General features: G+C 39.3%; 16 protein-coding genes. 13 read left to right on the forward strand and 3 right to left on the reverse strand.

Features of this window, described 5'->3' with window-relative positions; genetic code table 11:
* Nucleotides 1-66: 66 nt before the first annotated feature.
* Entirely contained in the window at nucleotides 67-270 is a 204-nt protein-coding gene (locus tag B7E05_RS10155) for a hypothetical protein (RefSeq protein WP_080874092.1), read from the reverse strand.
* 335 nt (nucleotides 271-605) lie between these two features.
* On the opposite strand from B7E05_RS10155, the gene B7E05_RS10160 reads away from it, so the two are divergent.
* The 3 genes from B7E05_RS10160 to B7E05_RS10170 all read left to right on the forward strand — a co-directional run bounded on the left by B7E05_RS10160 (nucleotide 606) and on the right by B7E05_RS10170 (nucleotide 3,672).
* Nucleotides 606-1,151, forward strand: coding sequence for a GNAT family N-acetyltransferase (locus tag B7E05_RS10160; protein ID WP_080874093.1), 546 nt, complete (start codon nucleotides 606-608; stop codon nucleotides 1,149-1,151).
* 298 nt (nucleotides 1,152-1,449) lie between these two features.
* Entirely contained in the window at nucleotides 1,450-2,544 is a 1,095-nt protein-coding gene (locus tag B7E05_RS10165) for a hypothetical protein (protein WP_080874094.1), read from the forward strand.
* 24 nt (nucleotides 2,545-2,568) lie between these two features.
* Entirely contained in the window at nucleotides 2,569-3,672 is a 1,104-nt protein-coding gene (locus B7E05_RS10170) for a hypothetical protein (RefSeq protein ID WP_080874095.1), read from the forward strand.
* Nucleotides 3,673-3,790: 118 nt separating this feature from the next.
* Here the strand turns inward: B7E05_RS10170 and pepF are convergent, their stop codons facing one another.
* Nucleotides 3,791-5,599, reverse strand: a complete 1,809-nt coding sequence (pepF, locus tag B7E05_RS10175; protein WP_143833215.1) for an oligoendopeptidase F — start codon at nucleotides 5,597-5,599, stop codon at nucleotides 3,791-3,793.
* A gap of 282 nt (nucleotides 5,600-5,881) precedes the next feature.
* Nucleotides 5,882-6,013 (reverse strand): protein YhfH, encoded by a 132-nt coding sequence (gene yhfH, locus B7E05_RS10180; protein ID WP_080874096.1) that lies wholly within the window; start codon nucleotides 6,011-6,013, stop codon nucleotides 5,882-5,884.
* A gap of 114 nt (nucleotides 6,014-6,127) precedes the next feature.
* On the opposite strand from yhfH, the gene B7E05_RS10185 reads away from it, so the two are divergent.
* The 10 genes from B7E05_RS10185 (at nucleotide 6,128) to B7E05_RS10230 (ending at nucleotide 21,226) form a co-directional block, all read left to right on the forward strand.
* On the forward strand, nucleotides 6,128-6,856 hold the full coding sequence (locus B7E05_RS10185) for an MBL fold metallo-hydrolase (protein ID WP_080874097.1): 729 nt from the start codon (nucleotides 6,128-6,130) through the stop codon (nucleotides 6,854-6,856).
* 233 nt (nucleotides 6,857-7,089) lie between these two features.
* Nucleotides 7,090-8,085 carry a lipoate--protein ligase gene (gene lplA, locus B7E05_RS10190; RefSeq protein WP_080874098.1) on the forward strand — a complete coding sequence of 332 codons (996 nt, stop codon included), beginning with the start codon at nucleotides 7,090-7,092 and terminating at the stop codon, nucleotides 8,083-8,085.
* A gap of 224 nt (nucleotides 8,086-8,309) precedes the next feature.
* Nucleotides 8,310-8,774: a competence protein ComK gene (locus B7E05_RS10195; RefSeq protein WP_080874099.1), complete on the forward strand. Its 465-nt coding sequence runs from the start codon at nucleotides 8,310-8,312 to the stop codon at nucleotides 8,772-8,774.
* 314 nt (nucleotides 8,775-9,088) lie between these two features.
* Nucleotides 9,089-9,727 (forward strand): TVP38/TMEM64 family protein, encoded by a 639-nt coding sequence (locus tag B7E05_RS10200; protein WP_080874100.1) that lies wholly within the window; start codon nucleotides 9,089-9,091, stop codon nucleotides 9,725-9,727.
* Nucleotides 9,728-9,876: 149 nt separating this feature from the next.
* Nucleotides 9,877-10,425, forward strand: a complete 549-nt coding sequence (lepB, locus tag B7E05_RS10205) for a signal peptidase I (protein ID WP_080874101.1) — start codon at nucleotides 9,877-9,879, stop codon at nucleotides 10,423-10,425.
* A 168-nt stretch (nucleotides 10,426-10,593) separates the two neighbouring features.
* Nucleotides 10,594-14,091, forward strand: coding sequence for a helicase-exonuclease AddAB subunit AddB (addB, locus tag B7E05_RS10210; RefSeq protein ID WP_080874102.1), 3,498 nt, complete (start codon nucleotides 10,594-10,596; stop codon nucleotides 14,089-14,091).
* A complete protein-coding gene (gene addA, locus B7E05_RS10215) occupies nucleotides 14,084-17,806 on the forward strand; it encodes a helicase-exonuclease AddAB subunit AddA (RefSeq protein ID WP_080874103.1) in 3,723 nt (1,240 codons plus the stop codon). The genes addB and addA overlap by 8 nt, the downstream gene beginning before the upstream one ends.
* Complete coding sequence (locus B7E05_RS10220) at nucleotides 17,807-18,964, forward strand: DUF418 domain-containing protein (protein WP_245833060.1); 1,158 nt, start codon at nucleotides 17,807-17,809, stop codon at nucleotides 18,962-18,964.
* A 145-nt stretch (nucleotides 18,965-19,109) separates the two neighbouring features.
* The gene (locus B7E05_RS10225; RefSeq protein ID WP_080874104.1) at nucleotides 19,110-19,481 is read left to right on the forward strand and encodes a YisL family protein; all 372 of its coding nucleotides are present in this window, start codon (nucleotides 19,110-19,112) and stop codon (nucleotides 19,479-19,481) included.
* Nucleotides 19,482-19,708: 227 nt separating this feature from the next.
* Nucleotides 19,709-21,226, forward strand: a complete 1,518-nt coding sequence (locus B7E05_RS10230; RefSeq protein ID WP_080874105.1) for an alpha-amylase family glycosyl hydrolase — start codon at nucleotides 19,709-19,711, stop codon at nucleotides 21,224-21,226.
* Nucleotides 21,227-21,350: the final 124 nt, after the last annotated feature.

Consider the following 21,350-nt stretch of genomic DNA (forward strand, 5'->3'; position numbering starts at 1 on the left):
TTTTGCGAATCGGGTGTTTTACTTATATTTCATATTTTTCGGTTAAATGATATGCACTTCTATCACTTATGAAAACAACCCTATTATAAATTCAATAGAATCCCCCAAAATCCCAAAAAAGAAAGATACACATATAATAATAGCAAAGTTACGCCGTTCTTCCTTCCATGTTTTTGGTTTTTTAGAAAACAGGTAATCACATATAACGACAACAACTGCTAATACAATGATACCGATATAATGCGTATACTCTTTATAAAAGTCGACCACAAAGTACCCTCCTGAGTAGTTAGTTATACACCATTTCTTGTTCATCCTGGAACAGCAAGGATTATATGCTTATACTTAGATGCGGAAGTTGAGTGAATATTAACACAGTTATTGTAATACCGTATAGATGGTATGAAGAAAAAAGGATCTATTTCTCCAAGGATTAATGAACAATTATAAATTTTCAGAGATACTAGCATTCTATCATTGTTTTTTTATGGAAATAACTACATAAATGATAGAATAAAGAAAATACATGCATTTTCCATAAAGAAGTATTCAAGACTGCATCGATAATTTTACTCCTGGTATGGATAAAAGAGAGGGGAGAAATAATGCTATATAAACCGGTGAATTCAAACATCATGCTTTCCTTACTAGAGGAAAATGATGCTGAAATCTTATTTGAACTGGTAACCGCTAACAAAGCTTTTTTAAGTAATTGGTTAAGGTTTCCATCAGTAACCAATCAAGTAGAAGATTCTAAATCGTTTATTAAAAAGTCCTTATTTCGTTTTGTAAATAAAGAAGGTTTTTGGGCAGGAATTTGGTATAAGGAAAGATTAGCCGGCTGCATTGGTTTCCTGTATTTTGACTGGAATGTAAAGAAAACAGAAATCGGATATTGGTTAGGCGAGGCATACACAAATAAAGGGATTATGACACAAACCTGTGCTGCGATGGTGAATTATGCATTTCATGAACTGGAACTAAATAAAGTGGAAATTAAAACAGCCGTAAAGAATATAAAAAGTGCAGCTATTCCCAAAAGACTGGGATTTAAGCATGAAGGAACAATCAGGGCAGATGAACGGATAAGAGATACTTTTCATGATCGGGAAGTGTATGGCGTATTAAGAGAAGAGTGGAGGCAGGTGTAATTACCAAACTTAGATGCAGTATTTCCATATTTTTATTTTAAAAAGCCAGACCGTAAATAAACGGCTGGCTAAGCGCTGCCTGTTTTTCATACATATATATAATCTACAATACGAGGGATGACCAGTTTTTGTAGAGAATCAGCATGGAGAATTATTAGAAGCGGTAATCAATTTTCTGATGAAGTGAAAGAAGAAGGCATTACGAAGCCAGCTCTTTCTTTTGAAATTATAAGTAAAGATTTCATTCAATTAAAACGACAGGTAAACACGAACAATAAAGAGTAGGAGTGGGTCAGGTGTGAAAAAAATATTGTTAATAATAACATTAATTTGCACATTACTATTATTTGCGTGTGAAAAGGATGAAGATAAAGTGACCTATCAACAAGGTTTTCCTTCCGAGAGCAGTCCGGCTTTAACTGAATTTTTGAGAAGTCATGTTCTTGGTTATGAGTCTATTTTTCTATTTGAAGAAGAGGACACGTTTATGTATGCTAATAGGAATATGGATGAAAGTGAAAGTACAATAGACTATTTTCAATATACATCACCAGAGTTTGATGAGTATGTAAACAAAATCTTCTCTACACAGGACTACGCAGGTGTTCTTCATGCGTTGTTTCTAAGGAATGATGCTATTCGTGATGAAAATATAAATGAAAAAGATGCGCGGTTACCGGAAGTAACGCTAGAAGAAGAGAATGTATTAAACATAAAAACAAGCCAGAATGAAAAGCGTTTCTCCATACCTGATAGTTTGGAGAAAGATATAGACGAAGAATTGCTAATGAACATATACCATACAAATGAAAATGGATTTATTTTACATTTGAAGAATGATACAACTAAAGAAATTTATTACTTCTTTGCTCTACATGATTTATCGAAAATGGACATTTTTCAAGATACAGCACTTGATAGTGCTATTGAGCAAGAGGAGTTAGTGCCTTATTATCCTTTATTAGAAAAGGTAAATGAGTCATTAAGTGTAGTTGATTACCATGTAGTCAATACAAAAACGCATGAACCATTTAAAACAAAAGAAGACGATACTTTTAGCGAGGATTACAAATACGTTTATTTGAATGGAGAAGTGGAACCGCTAACTGAAGGGACGCAAAGAATTCAAAAAGTAGAAAACTATTTTAGTGGAAATGATGAAAGTGATGTTGAATTTGAATTAAATTATGATGAAATTGACGAAGAGCTTCATTTAGAGTCCGTTGGCATTAGGTTAGCGAGTATTGTGTATTTTAATGAAAATTTTATTATTTTAAGTTTGGAATTTGCAGGAGCATTCACAGGAACAGCAGGTTCAACAAATGTGATTATTGATTTACAGGAAGATAAAGATAACCCAGCTTATTATTTAGTGGATTTGGGGTTGCTGTAAAACGTAGAAGAAGGAGTGATCAATATGTTACGCCAAGTTACAAAATTAATCCTTGTTATTATATGTCTTCTCTTTCTTGTTGCGTGTGAAAAAGAGGATAAAGTGAATTATCAACAAGGATTTCCTACCGAAACCTCTTTGGGGTTATCTAAATTTTTAGGGGACAATGTTATCGGTGGATCGGGTATTTTTTTATATGAAGAGGAAGAGACTTTTACATATACTAACCGAAATGGAAAGGAAGACGAAAGGAAATTAACTTATTTTCAATATACACTCCCTCAACTGGATAAATATATAGAACCGATGTTTTCTACAGAAAATCCAGATAAGGAGCTACATACATTATTTGAAAATAAAGAGTTGAACCTTCTAGAGGATGTTAATCAGAGTGAAGATACAAGACTTCCTGATATTACCATGGAAGAAGGAAATATATTAAATATAAAAACAAATGATAATGAAGCTACTTTTTCTGTCCCTGAAAATTTGGGAATAGACATCGAGGAAGAACTGATAATAAACATGGAGCAGGCAAATGAAGAAGGGTTTATTATCGGTTTGTCAAATAAGGAGACAGGAGATTATTATTATGTTTTTGTATTACAGGATTTATCGGAAATGGCTATTGTTCCATATACAGAACTTGGAGATGCAATTGAAAAAGAAGAACTTATTCCTTATTACCCTATATTAAAGAAGGTGAACGATACACTCAGCAAGTTAGACCGGAAAATCATTGACACAGAAAAGCATCAAGTCATGGAGATAGAAAAAGAACACCTTTTGAGTGAGGATAGTAATTATATTTATTTAAACGGAGAAGACAATCCATTAGAAGAAGGTAAGCAAAGAATTCAAAAAGTAGAAGATTACGCCAAAGGAACTGAGCAGAATGATGCTGAATTTGAATTGAATTATGATGAAATAGAAGATGAATTGAGTTTAGATTCAGTTGGGATTGGACGCTCAAAAATTGTGTATTTTAATGAAAATTTTATTGTTTTGCGCCTGAAATATAAAGGTGCAATTACAGGGTCAGCGGGTTCAACAAATGTGATTATTGATTTGCAGGAAGATAAAGAAAATCCAACTTATTATTTAGTGGATTTAGGAATGATTATATGAAAATTTAAAATCAACTAGGTCAATGAACGCCTTGTAGCTTCTCAAAAAGTTAAAATAACATTTATTAAAAAAGCCAGACCGGAAAATCAACCGGCTGGCTTCTGTATATTATCTTTTGTTATTCTGAAAAGCTATCTGCCAATTCATCAATTAAAGAACCAACATAATCAACCGCAATTTCAATATTTTGTGGATTAGACATATCAATGCCCGCATCTTTCATTAAGTCAAGCGGCTGCTTAGCACCGCCTGTTTTTAGTACGTTTAACCAGTCATCCACAGCTGGCTGGCCTTCTTCCCGGATTCGCTTCGCCATCGTGGTAGAAACGGTTAAGCCGGCAGAGTACGTATATGGATATAATCCCATATAGTAATGCGGCTGCCGCATCCATGTTAACCCGGCTCCATCATCAAATGTAACGGTATCTCCCCAGAAAGATTCCAATACATGGCGTTTTTCTCTGCATAATACATCCGCAGTTAAAGGAGTACCTTCTTCTGCTAATTCATAAACCCTGCGTTGAAAAGCGCCTTCCAATAGGTGGGTAACAAAATTATGATAATAGGTTCCTAACAGCTGGGTGATGATCCAGCGCTTCATTCGTGGATCATTCTGATTTTTATGCATTAAATGATCTGCCAGCAGCAATTCATTTAATGTGGATGGTGCTTCAATAAAGTAAGTGGACGGTCGCGTGTTAAATAGTGTCTGCTGTTTGCCGGCCAGATAGAAATGGCCTGCATGTCCTAATTCATGTGCCAGAATAAACGCATTACGCATTTTATCCGCCCAGGTTACAAGAATATACGGATGCACACCATAAGGGCTTGAGCAAAATGCCCCGCTTGCTTTACCGGTATTTTCAGCACGGTCTACCCAGCGTTCTGTTAATGCTTTTTTCATCCCTTCGATATATTCAGTGCCCATCACACTCAATGCACTTAAAATGGTTTCGGAAGCTTCTTCATAAGATGTGTCTGGGTTAAAGGAAGGATCCAATGGTGCTTTTAAGTCACAAAAACGTAATTCATCCAAACCGAGTTGTTCTTTCAGCAATCTGGCATATTTTTGCATATATGGTGCTAATTTCTCCTGAATCACATCCAATTGATTGTGATACATCTCTTTTGTAACTTGTTGTGGCGCTAATAGCATGTCGGTAACAGAATCATATTTTCTTAATTTTGAAAGCTGTACCTGTTTCGTCACTTCTGCCGCATAGGTCGCGGCATACGTATTTTTATATTGTTCGAATGTATTTACAAAAGCATCGTATGCATTCCGTCTCAGCACGGTGTCCTCAGAATACTCGTAGCTTTCTTCGTAGAGAGGCTCGCTCATCGGCAGGGTATTTCCCTTGCTATCTGTTACAGATTCAAATTGCATATCAGATTGCTTGCTGCGGGAAAAAACATTATAGGGAGCGTCTAAGACTTCGCCTAACGCAGAGAGTGTCTCCTCAACTTCAGGGGAAAGGACATGTTCTTTCTTCTCGAGAATGTCCATGACATATTGCTGGTAGGTCTCCAGTTCCGGTTCATCTTTTATAAACTGTGCTAGATCAGATGAAGAAAGTTCCAGCAGTTCTGTTTCAAAAAAGGAGATTTTCGATCCGATAGCCGCCAGTGCCGCACCGCTTTTTGCCGCTGCTTCTTGATTAGCGGGATCGCTTCCATCGGCACTGATTAATAAATTCGCATACACGGCAACACGAATCACTTTTTGCTGGTATGCCTCGGCAGTTTTTATTGCTTCCAACAAAGTATGTGCATTTTCAGAAAGTTTTCCTTTAAAAGCTGTGATTTGATCAGCTTCTTCCACCGCTTCCTTTAATGCCTTCTCCCAACTCGCTTTGTCCGGGAAAAGATCTGTTAAATCCCATGTTTGTTCCACGGGAACATCTATCCGATATGTCTCTGACATCATCCATCAATCCTCCTCAAATACTTGAAATATCGCTACATATAAAAGAAAATAAGATTATAGCAATACTTCATCAATTAATTCGATTATCTAATTAATTATAATACAAGGAATGAAATAAGGACAGGATTTGAGAATGAAAATCGATTCAGCGTTTCGAACACAAAAAAGAGAATAGCCACATAGAAGGCTATTCAGGAGAAGGATTTTAACTTATGGGATTCATCTTTTATTAAACAGGGCGGTTTCATTGCAGCCATTCATGGTGCTGATTGGCAAGTAGTATTAACGCCCTGGATAATCACAGTCATCACAAATGTTACCGTAACAATCTGCCTTTTCATGCATCATTGCATTTCCGCATTTAGCACATTTCTTTCTTGGCAAATTTTTAAAGAATTCGATAATTCCAGTCATTTCAATTCCTCCTTAAGTGTTAATTGATTTAAAAGTATTGTACTATAACAGATTATTAATGTCAACACTGTATTGATACAATTTTTGAAAAAATAATAAAGGAGCTGTTTTCTGATGAAATTAACCATTGTCGGCTTTTGGGGCGGTTATCCAAATAAAGATGGTGCCACTTCCAGTTATTTATTAGAAAAAGATAATTATAAATTGGTGATGGATATGGGGAGCGGAGCGCTATCCAAACTGCAAAAATATGTTTCTGTACCGGATATAGACGCTGTGATTTTATCCCATTATCACCATGATCATGTGGCGGATATAGGTGTATTACAATATGCTAAATTAACGGATTATTATGTACATCATCGTGAACAGAAGGTAAAAATATATGGGCATACAGAAGATGAAGAGGGGTACGCATCCCTGTCCCATCGCTATACAGAGGGAATACCTTATCAATCTGATGAGGTATTACAAGTCGGGCCTTTTGAAATTACTTTCTTAAGAACGGAGCATCCGGTCCCTTGCTTTGGAATGCGAATTACAGATGGTGACAAAACAATTGTTTATACAGCTGACACCAGCTATACAGAGGCATGGATTCCATTTGCTGAGGGTGCGGATGTCTTGATAACGGACTGCAATTATTTTAAAGGGCAGGATGGAACAGCTGCAGGACATATGAACAGTGAAGAAGCAGCGCATATTGCGCAAGCAGCTAATGTAGGACAACTGGTACTCAGCCACTTACCGCAATTTGGTGTACTAGAACAGTTGAGAGAAGAAGCAGCACAAATTTATACAGGTCCGATTGTATTAGCAGAAGAAGGCTATGTATGGAAATAACACATAGTAGAAGTATAAAAAGTCTATGATTCTTACCGGGGGACGCGTAATTGCTAGTTCCAACTACGACTCAGTGAATTGTAAAGCTGATGTCGTTTTCTGGTGGACGGTACTTATTCGTTTCTCCCCAACTATGTAGCAGCTGTTAAAGACGCAGGCTTCCTAGGTAGATATTTTGATTTACTATCATTTATACGTTAGAATAAAACTAGTGAAAAAAGGGAGGAATAAAGTTGAAATTTATTGATAATAAAGGGATTACAGACCCTCGGATTAACCTGGCAATTGAAGAGTATATTCTGGAGAATTTTGGTGAGAAAGATACATATCTATTATTTTATGTAAATGGCCCTTCCATTATTATTGGACGGAATCAAAATACGATTGAAGAAATTAATACAGACTATGTGGATGAAAAGGGAATTAAAGTGGTAAGACGTCTTTCCGGAGGCGGTGCTGTCTATCATGATGAACAAAATTTGAATTTCAGCTTTATCACAAAGGATGATGGCAATAGTTTTCAAAACTTTGCTAAATTTACCCAACCGGTAGTAGACGCACTAAATAACATTGGGGTTCCGGCAGAATTACAAGGTAGAAATGATTTAGCTGTAGAAGGAAGAAAAATCTCCGGTAATGCGATGTTTTCCACTCGCGGGCGTATGTTCAGTCACGGAACGTTAATGCTGGATTCTCAGTTGGAAGAGTTAACAAAAGCATTAAAAGTAAAAGATATTAAAATTGAATCCAAAGGAATTAAATCCATCCGCAGCCGTGTTGCAAATATTGCGGAGTATCTTGATAATCCGATATCCATGGACGAGTTTAAGGAATTAATTCTACGTTATATCTTTGAAGTGGAAGACGTGAAAGACGTACCGCAGTATGTATTAACGGATGAAGATTGGGAAAGAATCCATGCGATTTCCAAGAAACGATATCAGCAATGGGAATGGAACTATGGAAAATCACCATCATTTAACTATCAGGAATCCAAAAAGTTCCCTGGCGGACTTGTTGATGTCCGTTTAGATGTGAAAAAAGGGATAATTGAGAATTGTACCATCTATGGTGACTTCTTTGGCATGGGGAATATCAAAGAATTAGAAGATGCACTGACAGGCGTTCGCCACAATCGTGATGCTGTGAAAGAAGCCGTGGACAAGGTCGACGTATCCCACTATCTCGGACGAATTTCTGCAGATGAATTTTTAGAACTGCTTTATTAATTTTAAAAATATGTAATAAAGTGAAACTTCATTTTGGGAGCGTTAAAAACACTCTCAAAATGAAGTTTTTTAATGGGTCTAAATATGCATAATTAAAGGATAATTATCATCTGTTTATTTAAAATTATTTAAAATTTTAAAATAAATGTATCTTTTTGCTTACTTAACTGCTATAATAATTCTTAACTCATCTGCATCACTAGGGAAAAAGGAGGACTTACGCAATGGAAATGCGTGAAATTACGCCATATACCATGGCAATTTTATATGATAAAGATGATGATGGAAGAACGGTTACCAGAGTTTTAGAAGACGATACGGAATATGTGTTACAAGGAAAACCGACAAAAGTGATTGAATATGCATGTGCCTATTTCGGATCAGACTTAAAGGGGAGACAAAACGGAATAAAAAGTGTTTCCGGTTTTTATTATAAGACACCGATACCAATTGATCCGCGAAACAGAATGTATTTCTTTCCAACGAAATCCCCGTTGCAATCGAGTTGTTGCTGGATTTCGCATACGCATATAGATAATTCAAGAAAAATAGATAAAACATGTACGGAAATTTTATTTAAAAATGGGCGGAAGATCAGTTTAGACGTTTCCCACGGTACGATTATCAATCAAATACAACGGACAGCTCACATCCGCTATCTGATGGACGAACGGGGAAGACCATTTTAAGCGAAATAATGCATTACAATGTAAGGGCATTCAACAAATGTGCACCTTAGCTTTTTTCCTCTCATTTCCTTCCGAAGATACCGCAAACATAAAATCATACTACTACATGGAACGAAATCGGTTAATAATATAGTTACTGTATCAGAGTATATACCAGCATTTACAATGATGAAAACTTCTCAATTTATTTCAAAATGAACAAGATGCCCTAGTGATTGCTTGAGTTTGCAGCAGAGAAGTTTATACTTTTCAAAAAAACTGCAGTAGCATATAATCATCATAAGATTGTTGGAATTTTGAGGGAGACTGACCTTATGTATGTAATGAACATTACCTTTTCAAATTGGCAAGCTTTTTTAAAAGAAGAAGGCTGGGAAGAATTTATCCTTCAGCTTTTGGAGCAGTATGAAGGGCTCGGTCCTTTACCAGGTATTGCGCTGCCATTTTTTGAAGCATTTTTACCGTTTTTGCCGCTCATCGTATTTGTACTTGGAAATGCAGCTGCTTATGGATTATTGGAAGGTTTTTTGTATTCTTGGATTGGAGCCAGCATAGGTGCTATTCTTGTTTTTCTTCTTATACGCCGGCTGGGGAACACAAGACTATTGAAATGGATTCGGAATAACAAACAAGTGTCTAAGATAACAAATTGGGTAGAAAGACATGGGTTCGGCCCTTTGTTTTTATTGTTATGTTTCCCGTTTTCTCCTTCCGCCGTTATTAATGTGGTGGCAGGTCTGTCTAAAATCAGTATCTATCCATTTATATTGGCAGTATTTTTAGGGAAGACAGTGATGATTTTTTCCATATCTTATATTGGTTCCAGTATAATGGAATTTGCACAAAATCCGATACGGACAATTGTAGTAGGTATAGGGATCGTCATTTTCTGGATGTTCGGAAAATACTTAGAAAAAAGACTGCAAAAAAAAGCGGATAAGTATCATACATGATACAAGAAGAAGTAATGTGAATGAAGAAAACGTATATATAGCTGCTTGAAGGACAAGTAAATGCTGACTGATACACTGCAATCAAAGGTTAAATCTCTTCGCTTTGGGGTATGATATGAATAATAGACTAAAGCGAAGGAAGAATAACAGTGAAAAAATATAACTATGTAAGAGTTTCCGTAGTAGCTGTCCTGTTAATCGCTGTGTTTTTAATCATTCGAACGTTTTTGTTTGAAAACTATGTCGTTAATGGAAAATCTATGGAACCAACACTCTACGATGGTAATTTAATGATGGTGAATACATTCACCAGTGAAATACCAAATATTCACCGTTTTGATGTGATTGTATTTCATGCATCAGAAAAAAATGATTATGTAAAACGCGTTGTCGGACTCCCGGGAGAAACCGTCGAATATAAAGATGATAAGTTATATGTAAATGGGGAATACATCCCTGAAGAATTTCTGGAAGAAGAAAAGGAAAAAGGAGAAGCTGACCCATTAACAGAAGACTTTACACTGCTTCAGGCAACTGGCGAAAAAACAGTGCCCGAAGATGAATTATTTGTACTGGGAGATAATCGCGGAGACAGCCTGGACAGCAGATCTATCGGCTTTATACCGGTGGAGGAAGTGGTCGGCAAAGTAGATATTACGTATTGGCCCGTAAATCAATTATTTAAGCAGCCGCGTTGATAGCCTTTCCGGCTTTACGCCAACAGGTAAAAATAAATAACTATCATTAGGAACAAGCTTCTATTTTTGCTAAAATAAAAAATAGAAGCTTTTGTTCTTGGAGAAGATGAAAAATGATTTTTATAGGATATAAATACATATATGACGAGCAAAGGAGTGTGTATCCGATTGACAGTACGATTTATTTTAGGCAGATCCGGTACAGATAAAAGCGGTTGGATGATGAAGGATATAGAACAACGTCTGCAAAAGGATCCAATGGGGCCAGCTATTTTTTACATTGTTCCGGATCAAATGACCTTTCAGCTGGAAACAGCCTTATTCAGCCGGGAGCATTTAAGCGGAAGTATCCGGGCACAGGTTACCAGTTTTTCACGGCTGGCATGGCGCATACTGCAGGAAACAGGGGGCGGCTTAAAGCCCTTTATCAGTTCAGTTGGAACACAAATGATGCTGCGAAAAATCATTGCGGAAAAAAGCGGAGATTGGATGGCTTTTCAAAAAGCGATGAAAAAACAAGGCTTTTTGGATCAGCTGGAATCGGTGATTCAGGAGTTTAAACGATATGAAATTACACCTGATGCACTCCGGATACAGCAAAATCAATTGAACCAATTTGTGCATCAATCACCCTCAGAAACGGGTTTAGTCCGGAAACTGGATGATTTTATTTATATTTATGAACAGCTTCTCAAGCAGTTGCAGCATACTTACATGGATAATGAAGATAGATTACAAATATTAAAAGAAAAAATCCCGCAAGCGAGCACGTTGGAAGGTGCACATATTTATATTGATGGTTTCCATCGTTTTACACCACAGGAGATATCCGTCATTACTGCATTAATGAAGAAGTGTGCCCAAGTGCATATTGGCTTAACGGTGGATCCTGCCAACACGGATAATCCGGATGAGCTGGATATCTTTTATCAGACGAATCAAACCTATCAGCAACTATCTGCGGTTGCTGAAGATAACGGTATTTCCCTGGACCAATCCGTCCATTTAAATCCATTAAAGGATCAATTCAAAGATCGTCCCTACTTTGCACATTTGGAACAAAATTTTGATGTTCGGCCTTCACCGGAATATACAACTGATGCCTCGATTGAAATAGCGGAAGCAGTGCATCCCCGTGCAGAAGTTGAAGGGGTGGCCTCCAGAATTCTCTCGCTTGTCAGAGACGAAGGTTACCGTTACCGGGATATTTCTATTTTAGTAAGGCAATCGGATGTCTACGATGATTTAATTGAGACGATTTTCGGCGATTATGATATTCCGGTCTTTATCGACCAAAAACGTTCGATGCTTCACCATCCATTAATTGAATTAATCCGTTCGATGCTGGAAGCAATTGAAAATGGCTGGCGGTCGGATGCGATATTCCGTGTTTTGAAAACAGGTTTTATTCCTGCCAGTGATGAGGAATTTCCATTAACGAATGATGCAGTGGATCAATTAGAAAACTATACCATCGAATATGGGATTCGATACCGGAAGCAATGGCTAGCTGATAAACCATGGAAATATCAGCGTTTTCGCGGCTTTGATCAGGCAGCGCAGACAAGCTTTGAAAGCGAAATGCAGGAGGAAATCAATCGCTACCGGAATCAAATAACAGATGCACTCCGTTCGTTTGATGCCGATTTCCGAGCTGCTTCAAGTGTGAAAGAGCGTTGTGAAGCTATTTTTATATGGCTGGAGTCGCTTGGTGTTCCCGAAAAGCTGGAGGAAATGCAGGCTTCCTTTGATGAGCAGGGCATTCCTGAAAGAGGAAGGGAACAGCAGCAGGTATGGGATGCCGTCGTCCAACTGATGGAGGAAATGGTAGAAATAGCCGGAGACGAAGAACTGGATATGTCTACTTTTAATACATCCATCAATGCCGGTTTGGAAGCATTGGAATTTTCCCATGTTCCGCCGACAATGGATCACGTCTTAGTAGGAACGATTGACCGGTCACGGATGTCTGATGTCCGTTGCGCTTTTCTGCTTGGTGTTAATGAAGGAATATGGCCGATGAAGCCGCAAATTGACGGCATGATTGATGATGAAGAAAGAGATCTGCTGGAGCAAAACGGCTTGAAGCTTGCTGATAACGGACAACGGCAGCTGCTGGATGACTGGTTTTATATTTATTTATCTTTAACTGTAGCAAAGGATAAGTTGATGATCAGTTATCCAATCAGTGACGAGGAAGGGAAAGCAAAGGTGCCTTCGCAAGTTGTTCATCGAATCGAGGATTTGTTTCCAGCTTGTCAGGAACATGTATTATTTCAGGATGTGGAAGATGCCGCAGATACGACGCGATTTATTACAACAAAAACGAAAACGAGGTCCGCTCTGACAACACAATTGGCTAAATTCCAACGAGGCTATGATATGGATTCGGCCTGGTTTGCTGTTTATAACTGGTATGTGGAGAATCAGTCGAAACACAGCATGACTTATCGGATACTGCAGGGTCTGTTTTATAAAAATCAGCCGGAGCAATTAAAGAAAGAAACAGCTGAAGAGCTTTATCCAAAACAAATCAAGGCCAGTGTTAGCCGGCTGGAATCTTATTACCGGTGTTCTTACCAGCATTTTGCCCGTTACAGCTTGAATTTAAAGGAACGGGAGACGTATAAATTAGATGCGCCGGATATCGGGCAATTGTTTCATGAAGCATTACGCTTAATTACGGACTGGGTGCAGAATGAACAGAAAGATTTTAAGCAGCTTACGAAAGAAACATCTGCAAACTATGCACGCCGGGCGATTCAAAAATTATCTCCTGTCCTGCAGCATCAGATTTTACACAGTTCGAACCGTTACACCTTCATCCAGCAAAAATTGGAAGAAATCATTGCCAGAGCAGCATTCATATTAAGCGAACAGGCTAGACAGACGGACTTTAGTCCAATTGGTCTGGAACTCAGCTTTGGAGAGAAGGACAGTCCGCTGCCGCCGCTTGTATTGCCACTTGATAACGGGTATGAGCTGATGCTGCGCGGAAGGATTGACCGTGTTGACAAGGCAGAACTGCATCAGGATTTATATTTACGGATTATCGATTATAAATCCAGTTCCCGTGCTTTGGACTTGCTGGAGGTTTATTATGGTCTTGCGCTGCAAATGCTGACGTATTTGGATGTGGTGCTGACCCATTCTGAAAAATGGCTCGGGCAACAGGCAAATCCGGCAGGGGTACTGTATTTCCATGTGCATAATCCAATGATTAACCTGGATAATGAAACAACAGACAGTGATATCGAACAAGAAATCTTTAAATCTTATAAAATGAGAGGACTGCTCTTATCTGATGAGGAAATTGCCAAAATGATGGATGAATCCTTAGATATAGGGACCAGTAATATTATTCCGGCCGGACTGAAAAAAGACGGTACGTTTAACTCGCGTTCTAAAATCGCAGATGAAGATACTTTTGCGCAATTAAAAAATCATATTCATGGATTGCTGAAACAAGCAGGGCTTGATATGACCTCCGGCGGTGTGGAAATTAATCCGTTTCAAAAAAAAGATACAGAAGCATGTACGTATTGTCCGTTCCATGCTGTGTGTCAGTTTGATCCGGTTTTACAGGGGAACCATTATAGAAAAATAGAAAACTTGAAAGAAAAAGAAGTGATTAATCTGTTAAAAGGAGGGGAAATCCGTGGCTAAATGGACCGAAGAGCAGGAACGGGCGATTTATCAAAGCGGTTCCGATATTCTTGTTGCCGCCGCAGCCGGTTCCGGAAAAACAGCTGTGCTGGTGGAACGTATTATTCAAAAACTGTTAACAGAAGAAAATCCGATGAATATCGATGAGTTATTGGTTGTGACTTTTACCAACGCTGCTGCCCAGGAGATGCGGACAAGAGTCGGAGCTGCATTAGAAAAAGCATTAGCGGAAAAACCGGAATCGCTCCATTTAAAAAAACAGCTATCTTTATTACAACGCGCGTCTATTTCAACATTGCACTCCTTTTGCCTGGATATTGTACGGAAAAATGCTTATATGGTAGATTTAGACCCTTCTTTCCGAATTGCGGATGATATCGAGATGGATATGATTAAGCGGGAAGTTCTGGATGAGCTGCTGGAAGGCTGGTATGATGATGAAAATCCGGAGCAGGAGAAGTTTTTTGAAGTGGTAAACCGTTTCTCCAATGACCGCAGTGATAAAGATGTGGAAGAATTAATTTTACGAACAGCGAATTTTGCGGTACAGCATCCATCTCCAAAAAAGTGGCTGCATCAATTGACCGCCAATTATGAAATAGCAGAAGACTGGACAGAAGAGACGATTCCCTGGCTGCAAGGGGTTAAAGAAGAGATTGTTAACCAGTTGAATGCGATGAAACAGGAGAATGCTCTGGCGCTTACGCTGGCCCGGGAGCCAGATGGTCCATACCACTATCTGGAAGCTTTAGAAAAGGATACCGCGATGCTGGAAGCGGCTGCCGATAAATTAGTAGACTGGAATACCTTCCATGAATTTGTCCATGAAGGGAAGTTTGCAGCATTATCCAGGAAAAAAGTAGAGGATAACCCGGAAAAACGAGAACAGGTGAAATCCTTCCGTAATAAAGTCAAAGCTAGATGGGACAAAATGAAAGAAAAATGGTTTGCCCGGAGTCTGGATGCCCATATTGCAGATATGCAGGAAATGGCACCTGTACTGAAGCAGATGACCTCGATGGTAGAAAGCTATATGGATGCCTTCCAAAGCCGTAAAAAAGACCAGGCTATCGTTGATTTTAATGACTTGGAACATTATTGCCTGGACATTTTATCCGAAACGGATTCGGACGGTTATTTATCCCAGGCTTCTTCCATTGCTTTGCAGCTGCAAAAGCAGTATAAAGAAGTTCTCGTCGATGAATACCAGGATACAAACCTGGTGCAGGAGAGCATTCTGCAATTCGTCCGCAACCCGGAAGATGACGGAAATATGTTTATGGTAGGCGATGTGAAACAAAGTATATACGGATTCCGGCATGCGGAGCCTTCTTTGTTTATCGAAAAGTATAAACAATTTGCAGCAAAAAACCATCCGGCCGAACGCATTGATTTGAATCGGAATTTCCGGAGCCGTGATGATATCTTAACTGGCGCCAACTATTTATTCCGCCAGCTCTTTGATGAAGCGGTCGGTGACATTGCTTATGATGCGGATGCTGAACTGATTTACGGTAATCGTCTGTATGATGACTTTCCTTCTGATTCGGATCCAGAGCTGCTGCTGATTGATGAATCATCCCCGGAACAGCATTCCGTGGATGATGAAGAGGCAGAAGAAGATGTAGAAAAAGCACAACTGGAAGCACGTGCATATGCGCGGAAAATTCAGGAATGGATTGGTACCGGAGAAAGTGGCACGCCTATGCAGGTGGTGGACAAAGGAAAAGGCCAGAACCGTAACTTGATGTATCGTGATATTGTTATTTTAATGCGCTCTATGACATGGGCTCCTGTGATTATGGAGGAATTAAAAAAGCAGGGAATTCCTGCTTATGCCGAATTACGATCCGGTTATTTTGAAGCGATTGAAATCCGGGTTATGATCAGTTTGCTGAAAATCGTGGATAATCCGCGTCAGGATATCCCGCTGGCTTCTGTATTGCGTTCTCCTATTGTCGGGTTGAAAGAAAATGATTTGGCCTCCATCCGCCTGGCAAATCGCCATGGGAATTTTTATGATGCCCTGTTAGCGTACATGAAAAAAGAGGATACAGAGGTAACGGAGAAGTTAAACGCGTTTCAAACGATGCTGGAGCAGTTCAGACAATCTGCTCAGCAAGGAGCACTGTCCGAATTGATTTGGCAAATTTACAGAGAAACAGGCTATTATGATTTTGTCGGCGGCATCCCCGGCGGGAAGCAGCGTCAGGCCAATTTACGGGCGTTGTATGATCGAGCAAGAAGTTATGAAGAGACTTCTTTTCGCGGTTTATATCGGTTCCTGCGGTTTATTGAACGAATGGAAGAAGAACAAAAAGATTTAGGATCGGCACGTGCACTCAGTGAGCAGGAAGACGTTGTCCGGATTATGACGATTCATAAAAGTAAAGGATTAGAATTTCCTGCGGTTATTCTTGGCGGGATGAATAAATCATTTAATATGATGGATTTGAATCAGAAGTATCTTCTTCATAAAGATTTAGGGTTTGCCAGCAAGTTTATTGATCCGGAGAAGCGGATTCAATATCCCACCTTGTTTTATCATGCGATAAAGGAAAAAATAAGAAGAGAACAGTTATCCGAAGAAATTCGTTTATTGTACGTGGCCTTAACGCGGGCGGAGGAAAAATTGTTTATGGTGGCTACCGTTCCCTCTGCAGAGAAGTTGAAAGCGACATGGTCCTGGCTTACACATTATCCCGACTGGATATTACCGGCATATTTCCGGACGGGAGCCAAAACCTATTTGGAATGGGTTGGTCCTGCACTTATCCGTCACCAGCAAGGAGAAGCTTTGCGGAACGAAGAGATAGGGAATCAAGTTTTATCTGCGATTACCCAGGATTCATCCAGATGGGAAGCAAATATTCACTCGAGTCAAGACGTTGTTTCGTTTGAAAATCAGGTGCAGGAAAAACAGGAAGCCTTAAAAGCTCAAATCAGAAATTGGGAACAGATTGAACAGGAGGATAAAGAGGCAGCAGCTTGGGTAAACCGCCGTCTCTCTTACCAGTATCCGTACCAGGAAGCCATCCATACCCGTGCCAAACAATCGGTGACCGAGTTGAAACGTCAACAGGAACAAAAAGATACGTACAGTGATGAGCAAATGATTCCAAAATCCACTGCACGTCCGATTACGAAGAGACCGCGATTTATGCTGGAAGAAAAGAAATTAACACCGGCAGAGAAAGGGACAGCGCTTCATACGGTGATGCAGCACTTACCTTTAAAAGGCTCGCTGACGAATGAGCAAGTGGCGGAATTTATAGAAAAACTGGTGCAGGAAAAGAAGATGACCGCTCCGGAAGCGGAGAGTGTATCCACTGCTGATATTGTTTCATTTTTAGAGTCAGATATGGCGCAGCGCATTTATGATGCAAATCAAATTTTTAAAGAAGTTCCTTTCAGCTTGATGCTGCCGGCAGAAAAAGTGTATGCCAATTGGCAGAAAACGTCGGACGAAAAAGTACTCATTCAGGGGGTAATTGATTGTCTTATCCCTGCGGAAGATGGCTGGATTATTCTTGATTATAAAACAGACCATATAACAGAAACTGCGAAAGAGAAAGCAGAAGAGAAGCTGAGGAAACGGTATAAAACCCAGCTTGAACTTTACCGCTATGCTATTGAAGAAATCTGGAAGCAGCCTGTGAAGGAAACCTATCTCTATTTCTTTTCCAAAGGACTGCTTATCAAAGGGGAATCATAAGTGCAACCTTACCAAGTAAACAAGCGGCTGGAATGGATAGACGCAGCAAGAGGATTTGCGATTTTCGGGATATTTATGGTTAATATCGGGGCGTTTTCTGCTCCTTATTTTCTCTATGGGGGAGCAGAAGATGCCTGGCCTGCTGCTTTGGATCAGTTCAGCCTGATTTTTATTGATATTTTCTTTCAAGCAAGTTTTTATACATTATTTTCGATTCTTTTTGGCTTTGGTATTCAAATACAAAAGGATAGTTTAGAAAAAAAGCATATTTCTCCTTATGGTTTTTTTGGACGCAGATTAGGAGCATTAATCGTATTCGGATTGATTCATGCTTTTGCAATCTGGAGCGGAGATATTCTGTTAACATATGGAACAATCGGATTCTTGCTGCTGCTATTTTTATATAGTGAGGATAAGATTCTATTAGGCTGGGCGGTTGGTTTATTAGGAATTTCAACCGTTCTTTTAACAGGGATGCAGTTTGCGATGCGAGACTTTATCGACATGCATTTTACAGCGCAAATAAATCAGGCGTATCAAACCTATCGTTCCGGTGATTTTGCAGCGATATTCGCACAAAATGCGCAGGATTGGCAAATGTCCAACGGAATCAATGGTTTCATTATGTTTCCTTTTATCTTTCTTCCCTTGTTTTTATTCGGCATGTATTTGGCAAGAAAGAAATGGTTTCATGATCCAGTCCGGTTTACGCCTATATTGAAAAAAGTCTGGCTGATTTCTCTGCTTGGATTTATCGTATTTAAAATCGGGCCCTATGCGTTTGGCAACCCGTCCTGGTTTGCGCTCATGCAGGATAATATTGGCGGGACGGCATCGGCTGTGTTTTATCTGACATCCATCACCTTATTATGGCAAAAGCGACCGGCACAGAAGATGCTTCACTTGCTGGCACCAATCGGGAAAATGGCATTGTCTAATTATTTGCTGCAGTCGATTATTTCTGTTTGGCTGTTCTATGGTTTCGGTCTTGGTTTATATGGCGAAATACGTCCTATCCAGCAAATCGGTCTGGTTGTCGGGATTTTCTGCTTGCAGGTAGCGGGCAGCATGATTTGGCTTCGTTATTTTCGATTTGGACCGGTGGAATGGTTATGGCGGTCCATTACCTATAAAAAAGTGCAGCCGATTAAGCGGTAATCATGGCGATTTGTTGACAAAAAATCGTTAGAATGTCATCTTAGGGAAGAAAATGGTATCATTGTAAACGAATTATTCGTCATTTTTGTTACATGTAAAAGATGCGTAGAACCTGTATTTATAAAAAATGAAGGAGGGGACATAAATGACACATATGCATATTACATCGTGGGCGTTAGGGTTGATTCTTTTCATTGTTGCTCTTATCTTGTACAAGAAAAACAGTGACAAGCCTGCAACTATCATTCATATGATTTTACGTCTGGTGTATTTATTTATCATTTATACTGGTGGATCATTGACTTGGGATTATATTCAAGGCTTTGGTATGCCGGAGCTTGGAGAAGCCATTGTCAAAGCACTTGCCGGGTTATGGCTGGTTGTTCTGATGGAATTAATTCTGGTTTCCGTGAAAAAAGGAAAAGGTACGACAGGAAAGTGGGTTCAATTCGTAATCGCACTGATTATCGTGATTATTTTAGGATTCTTCCGTCTACCGATGGGCTTCTATTTCTAAAATAAAGAAACAAGTGCCATTCGTAGATGTAAAACAAACGTACAGAAAGTGCCTCGGTCCATTGGCTGAGGCACTTTATTTGATTGTCATGATTTTCATTGTTAATTGTGAACGCTTTTTTACATATTTTGATCAAGGTATGATTTTCGGGGAAAATAAGTGATAATAGAGATGAGAGTAAAATAAATAGGGCAGATTTTGTTTTCAATAGGGGGAAAGGGAATTCTATGTTTAAAAAAATAAGTATGGGAATTGCTGCTGTAATAAGCATGTTGATACTGCAAGCACCTGTGCACGCAGAGGATGAAGATATACATAATGACGTATTCTATCAAATACTCATTGACCGCTTTAATAATGGGGACACCAGTATAGATGAGGAAATAGATATCGATGATCCTTACCATTATCATGGCGGTGATTTTGAAGGTATCATAAATAAACTGGATGACTTGCAGGATATCGGCATTACGACGATTTCTGTATCACCGATGATGGAAAATAAGGAAAACGGGTATCATGGTTATTGGGTGAATGATTTTTATCAAATTAATCCGCAATTTGGAACGATGGATGATTTTCATCGGCTGGTATCCGAAGTGCATGACCGTGATATGAAAATAACCGTTGATTTTGTGTTTAACTATGCTGCGGATACGAACCCTTTAACAGAGGATACGGATAAAGAAGACTGGTGGCAGGGAACACCAGATTCAGATAATCCGTGGCTGTCCGATACTGTTCAGTTGGATTTAACCAATCCGGAAGCTGCAGCATACATGTTGGATGTTGCCTTGTATTGGCAGGAAGAAACAGAAGTAGACGGATTTAAACTCCAGGATGTAGACGTGGCGCCGCAGGCATTTATCGAGGAATTGACTGCTGCCCTAAAAGAAAACGATTCGGACTTTTATCTGATTGGGGATGCATCGGCTGCTGATACCGCTGAAACCGACCAGTTACTGGAAAATACGTCCTTGGACTTAATCAATAACCCGGAACTGAACCAGGTATTAAGCGAAACATTTGCAGATAGCGACAGAGATGTTTCTGCGCTTTATGAGACGTGGGAAGAACAGGGGGGACTGACTGATTTTTATAAACAAATCGACGGCCTCCAACAGGAGCGGTTTACCAATGCCTTCTCGGAACATCAACGTAATGCGGTAACGGCCTGGACACTGGCCTTAACTTATATGTATACCACACCGGGCGCGACCACGGTGACGCAGGGAACAGAGCTTCCAATGTACGGAATGGACGCAGAAGAATCACAGCGGCTTGTTCCTTTCAATAGCGGTGATGAAGATTTACAGGAATTTCATAAACGGATTGCTTCTCTGCATAATGAATTTCCTGCATTAAGGTTAGGGGATTTTGAATATGTTGGGTCGGAAGCGTCCATGCTGGTGTTCCGACGGAGTTATGAAGATGAAGTGATGTATGTAGCTATTAATAATGGAAGTGAATCCGCTTATATTGATACGGATAATATCGAATCCGGCATGCAGTTAACCGGGATTTTAGAGGATAATTTAGTTCGCGAAAACGAAGAAGGCAACTACCGGATCGGTATTCCAAGAGAATCTGTAGAAGTTTACATTTTAGAAGAGGATAAAGGGATTAATTGGCTGTTCATCGGCTTTATTGTGGTGGTCCTTCTGTTATTTGTCGTTGCCATTGTACGGTTAAAAAGAAAGCAGAAGGTGAGAGAACAGCAAGATAATAATAGTAGCAATCAGTGATAAGCTTGCTTTATAGGTGAATAAATACAGAACGAAGCATGTAAAAAGAAAATTTTCTATTTTCTTTTTACATGCTTTTTTAAGTCGTTTTATTTTATTGAATCCAAGTGTATAAATAAAAGTT

Source organism: Oceanobacillus timonensis, from assembly GCF_900166635.1.
Lineage (GTDB): Bacteria > Bacillota > Bacilli > Bacillales > Amphibacillaceae > Oceanobacillus > Oceanobacillus timonensis.

Coding starts and splice junctions, on each gene's coding strand:
- B7E05_RS10160 (WP_080874093.1), top strand. CDS start 606: ATGCTATATAAACCGGTGAATTCAAACATCATGCTTTCCTTACTAGAG.
- B7E05_RS10170 (WP_080874095.1), top strand. CDS start 2,569: ATGTTACGCCAAGTTACAAAATTAATCCTTGTTATTATATGTCTTCTC.
- pepF (WP_143833215.1), bottom strand. CDS start 5,599: ATGATGTCAGAGACATATCGGATAGATGTTCCCGTGGAACAAACATGG.
- yhfH (WP_080874096.1), bottom strand. CDS start 6,013: ATGACTGGAATTATCGAATTCTTTAAAAATTTGCCAAGAAAGAAATGT.
- B7E05_RS10185 (WP_080874097.1), top strand. CDS start 6,128: ATGAAATTAACCATTGTCGGCTTTTGGGGCGGTTATCCAAATAAAGAT.
- B7E05_RS10195 (WP_080874099.1), top strand. CDS start 8,310: ATGGAAATGCGTGAAATTACGCCATATACCATGGCAATTTTATATGAT.
- B7E05_RS10200 (WP_080874100.1), top strand. CDS start 9,089: ATGTATGTAATGAACATTACCTTTTCAAATTGGCAAGCTTTTTTAAAA.
- B7E05_RS10225 (WP_080874104.1), top strand. CDS start 19,110: ATGACACATATGCATATTACATCGTGGGCGTTAGGGTTGATTCTTTTC.
- B7E05_RS10230 (WP_080874105.1), top strand. CDS start 19,709: ATGTTTAAAAAAATAAGTATGGGAATTGCTGCTGTAATAAGCATGTTG.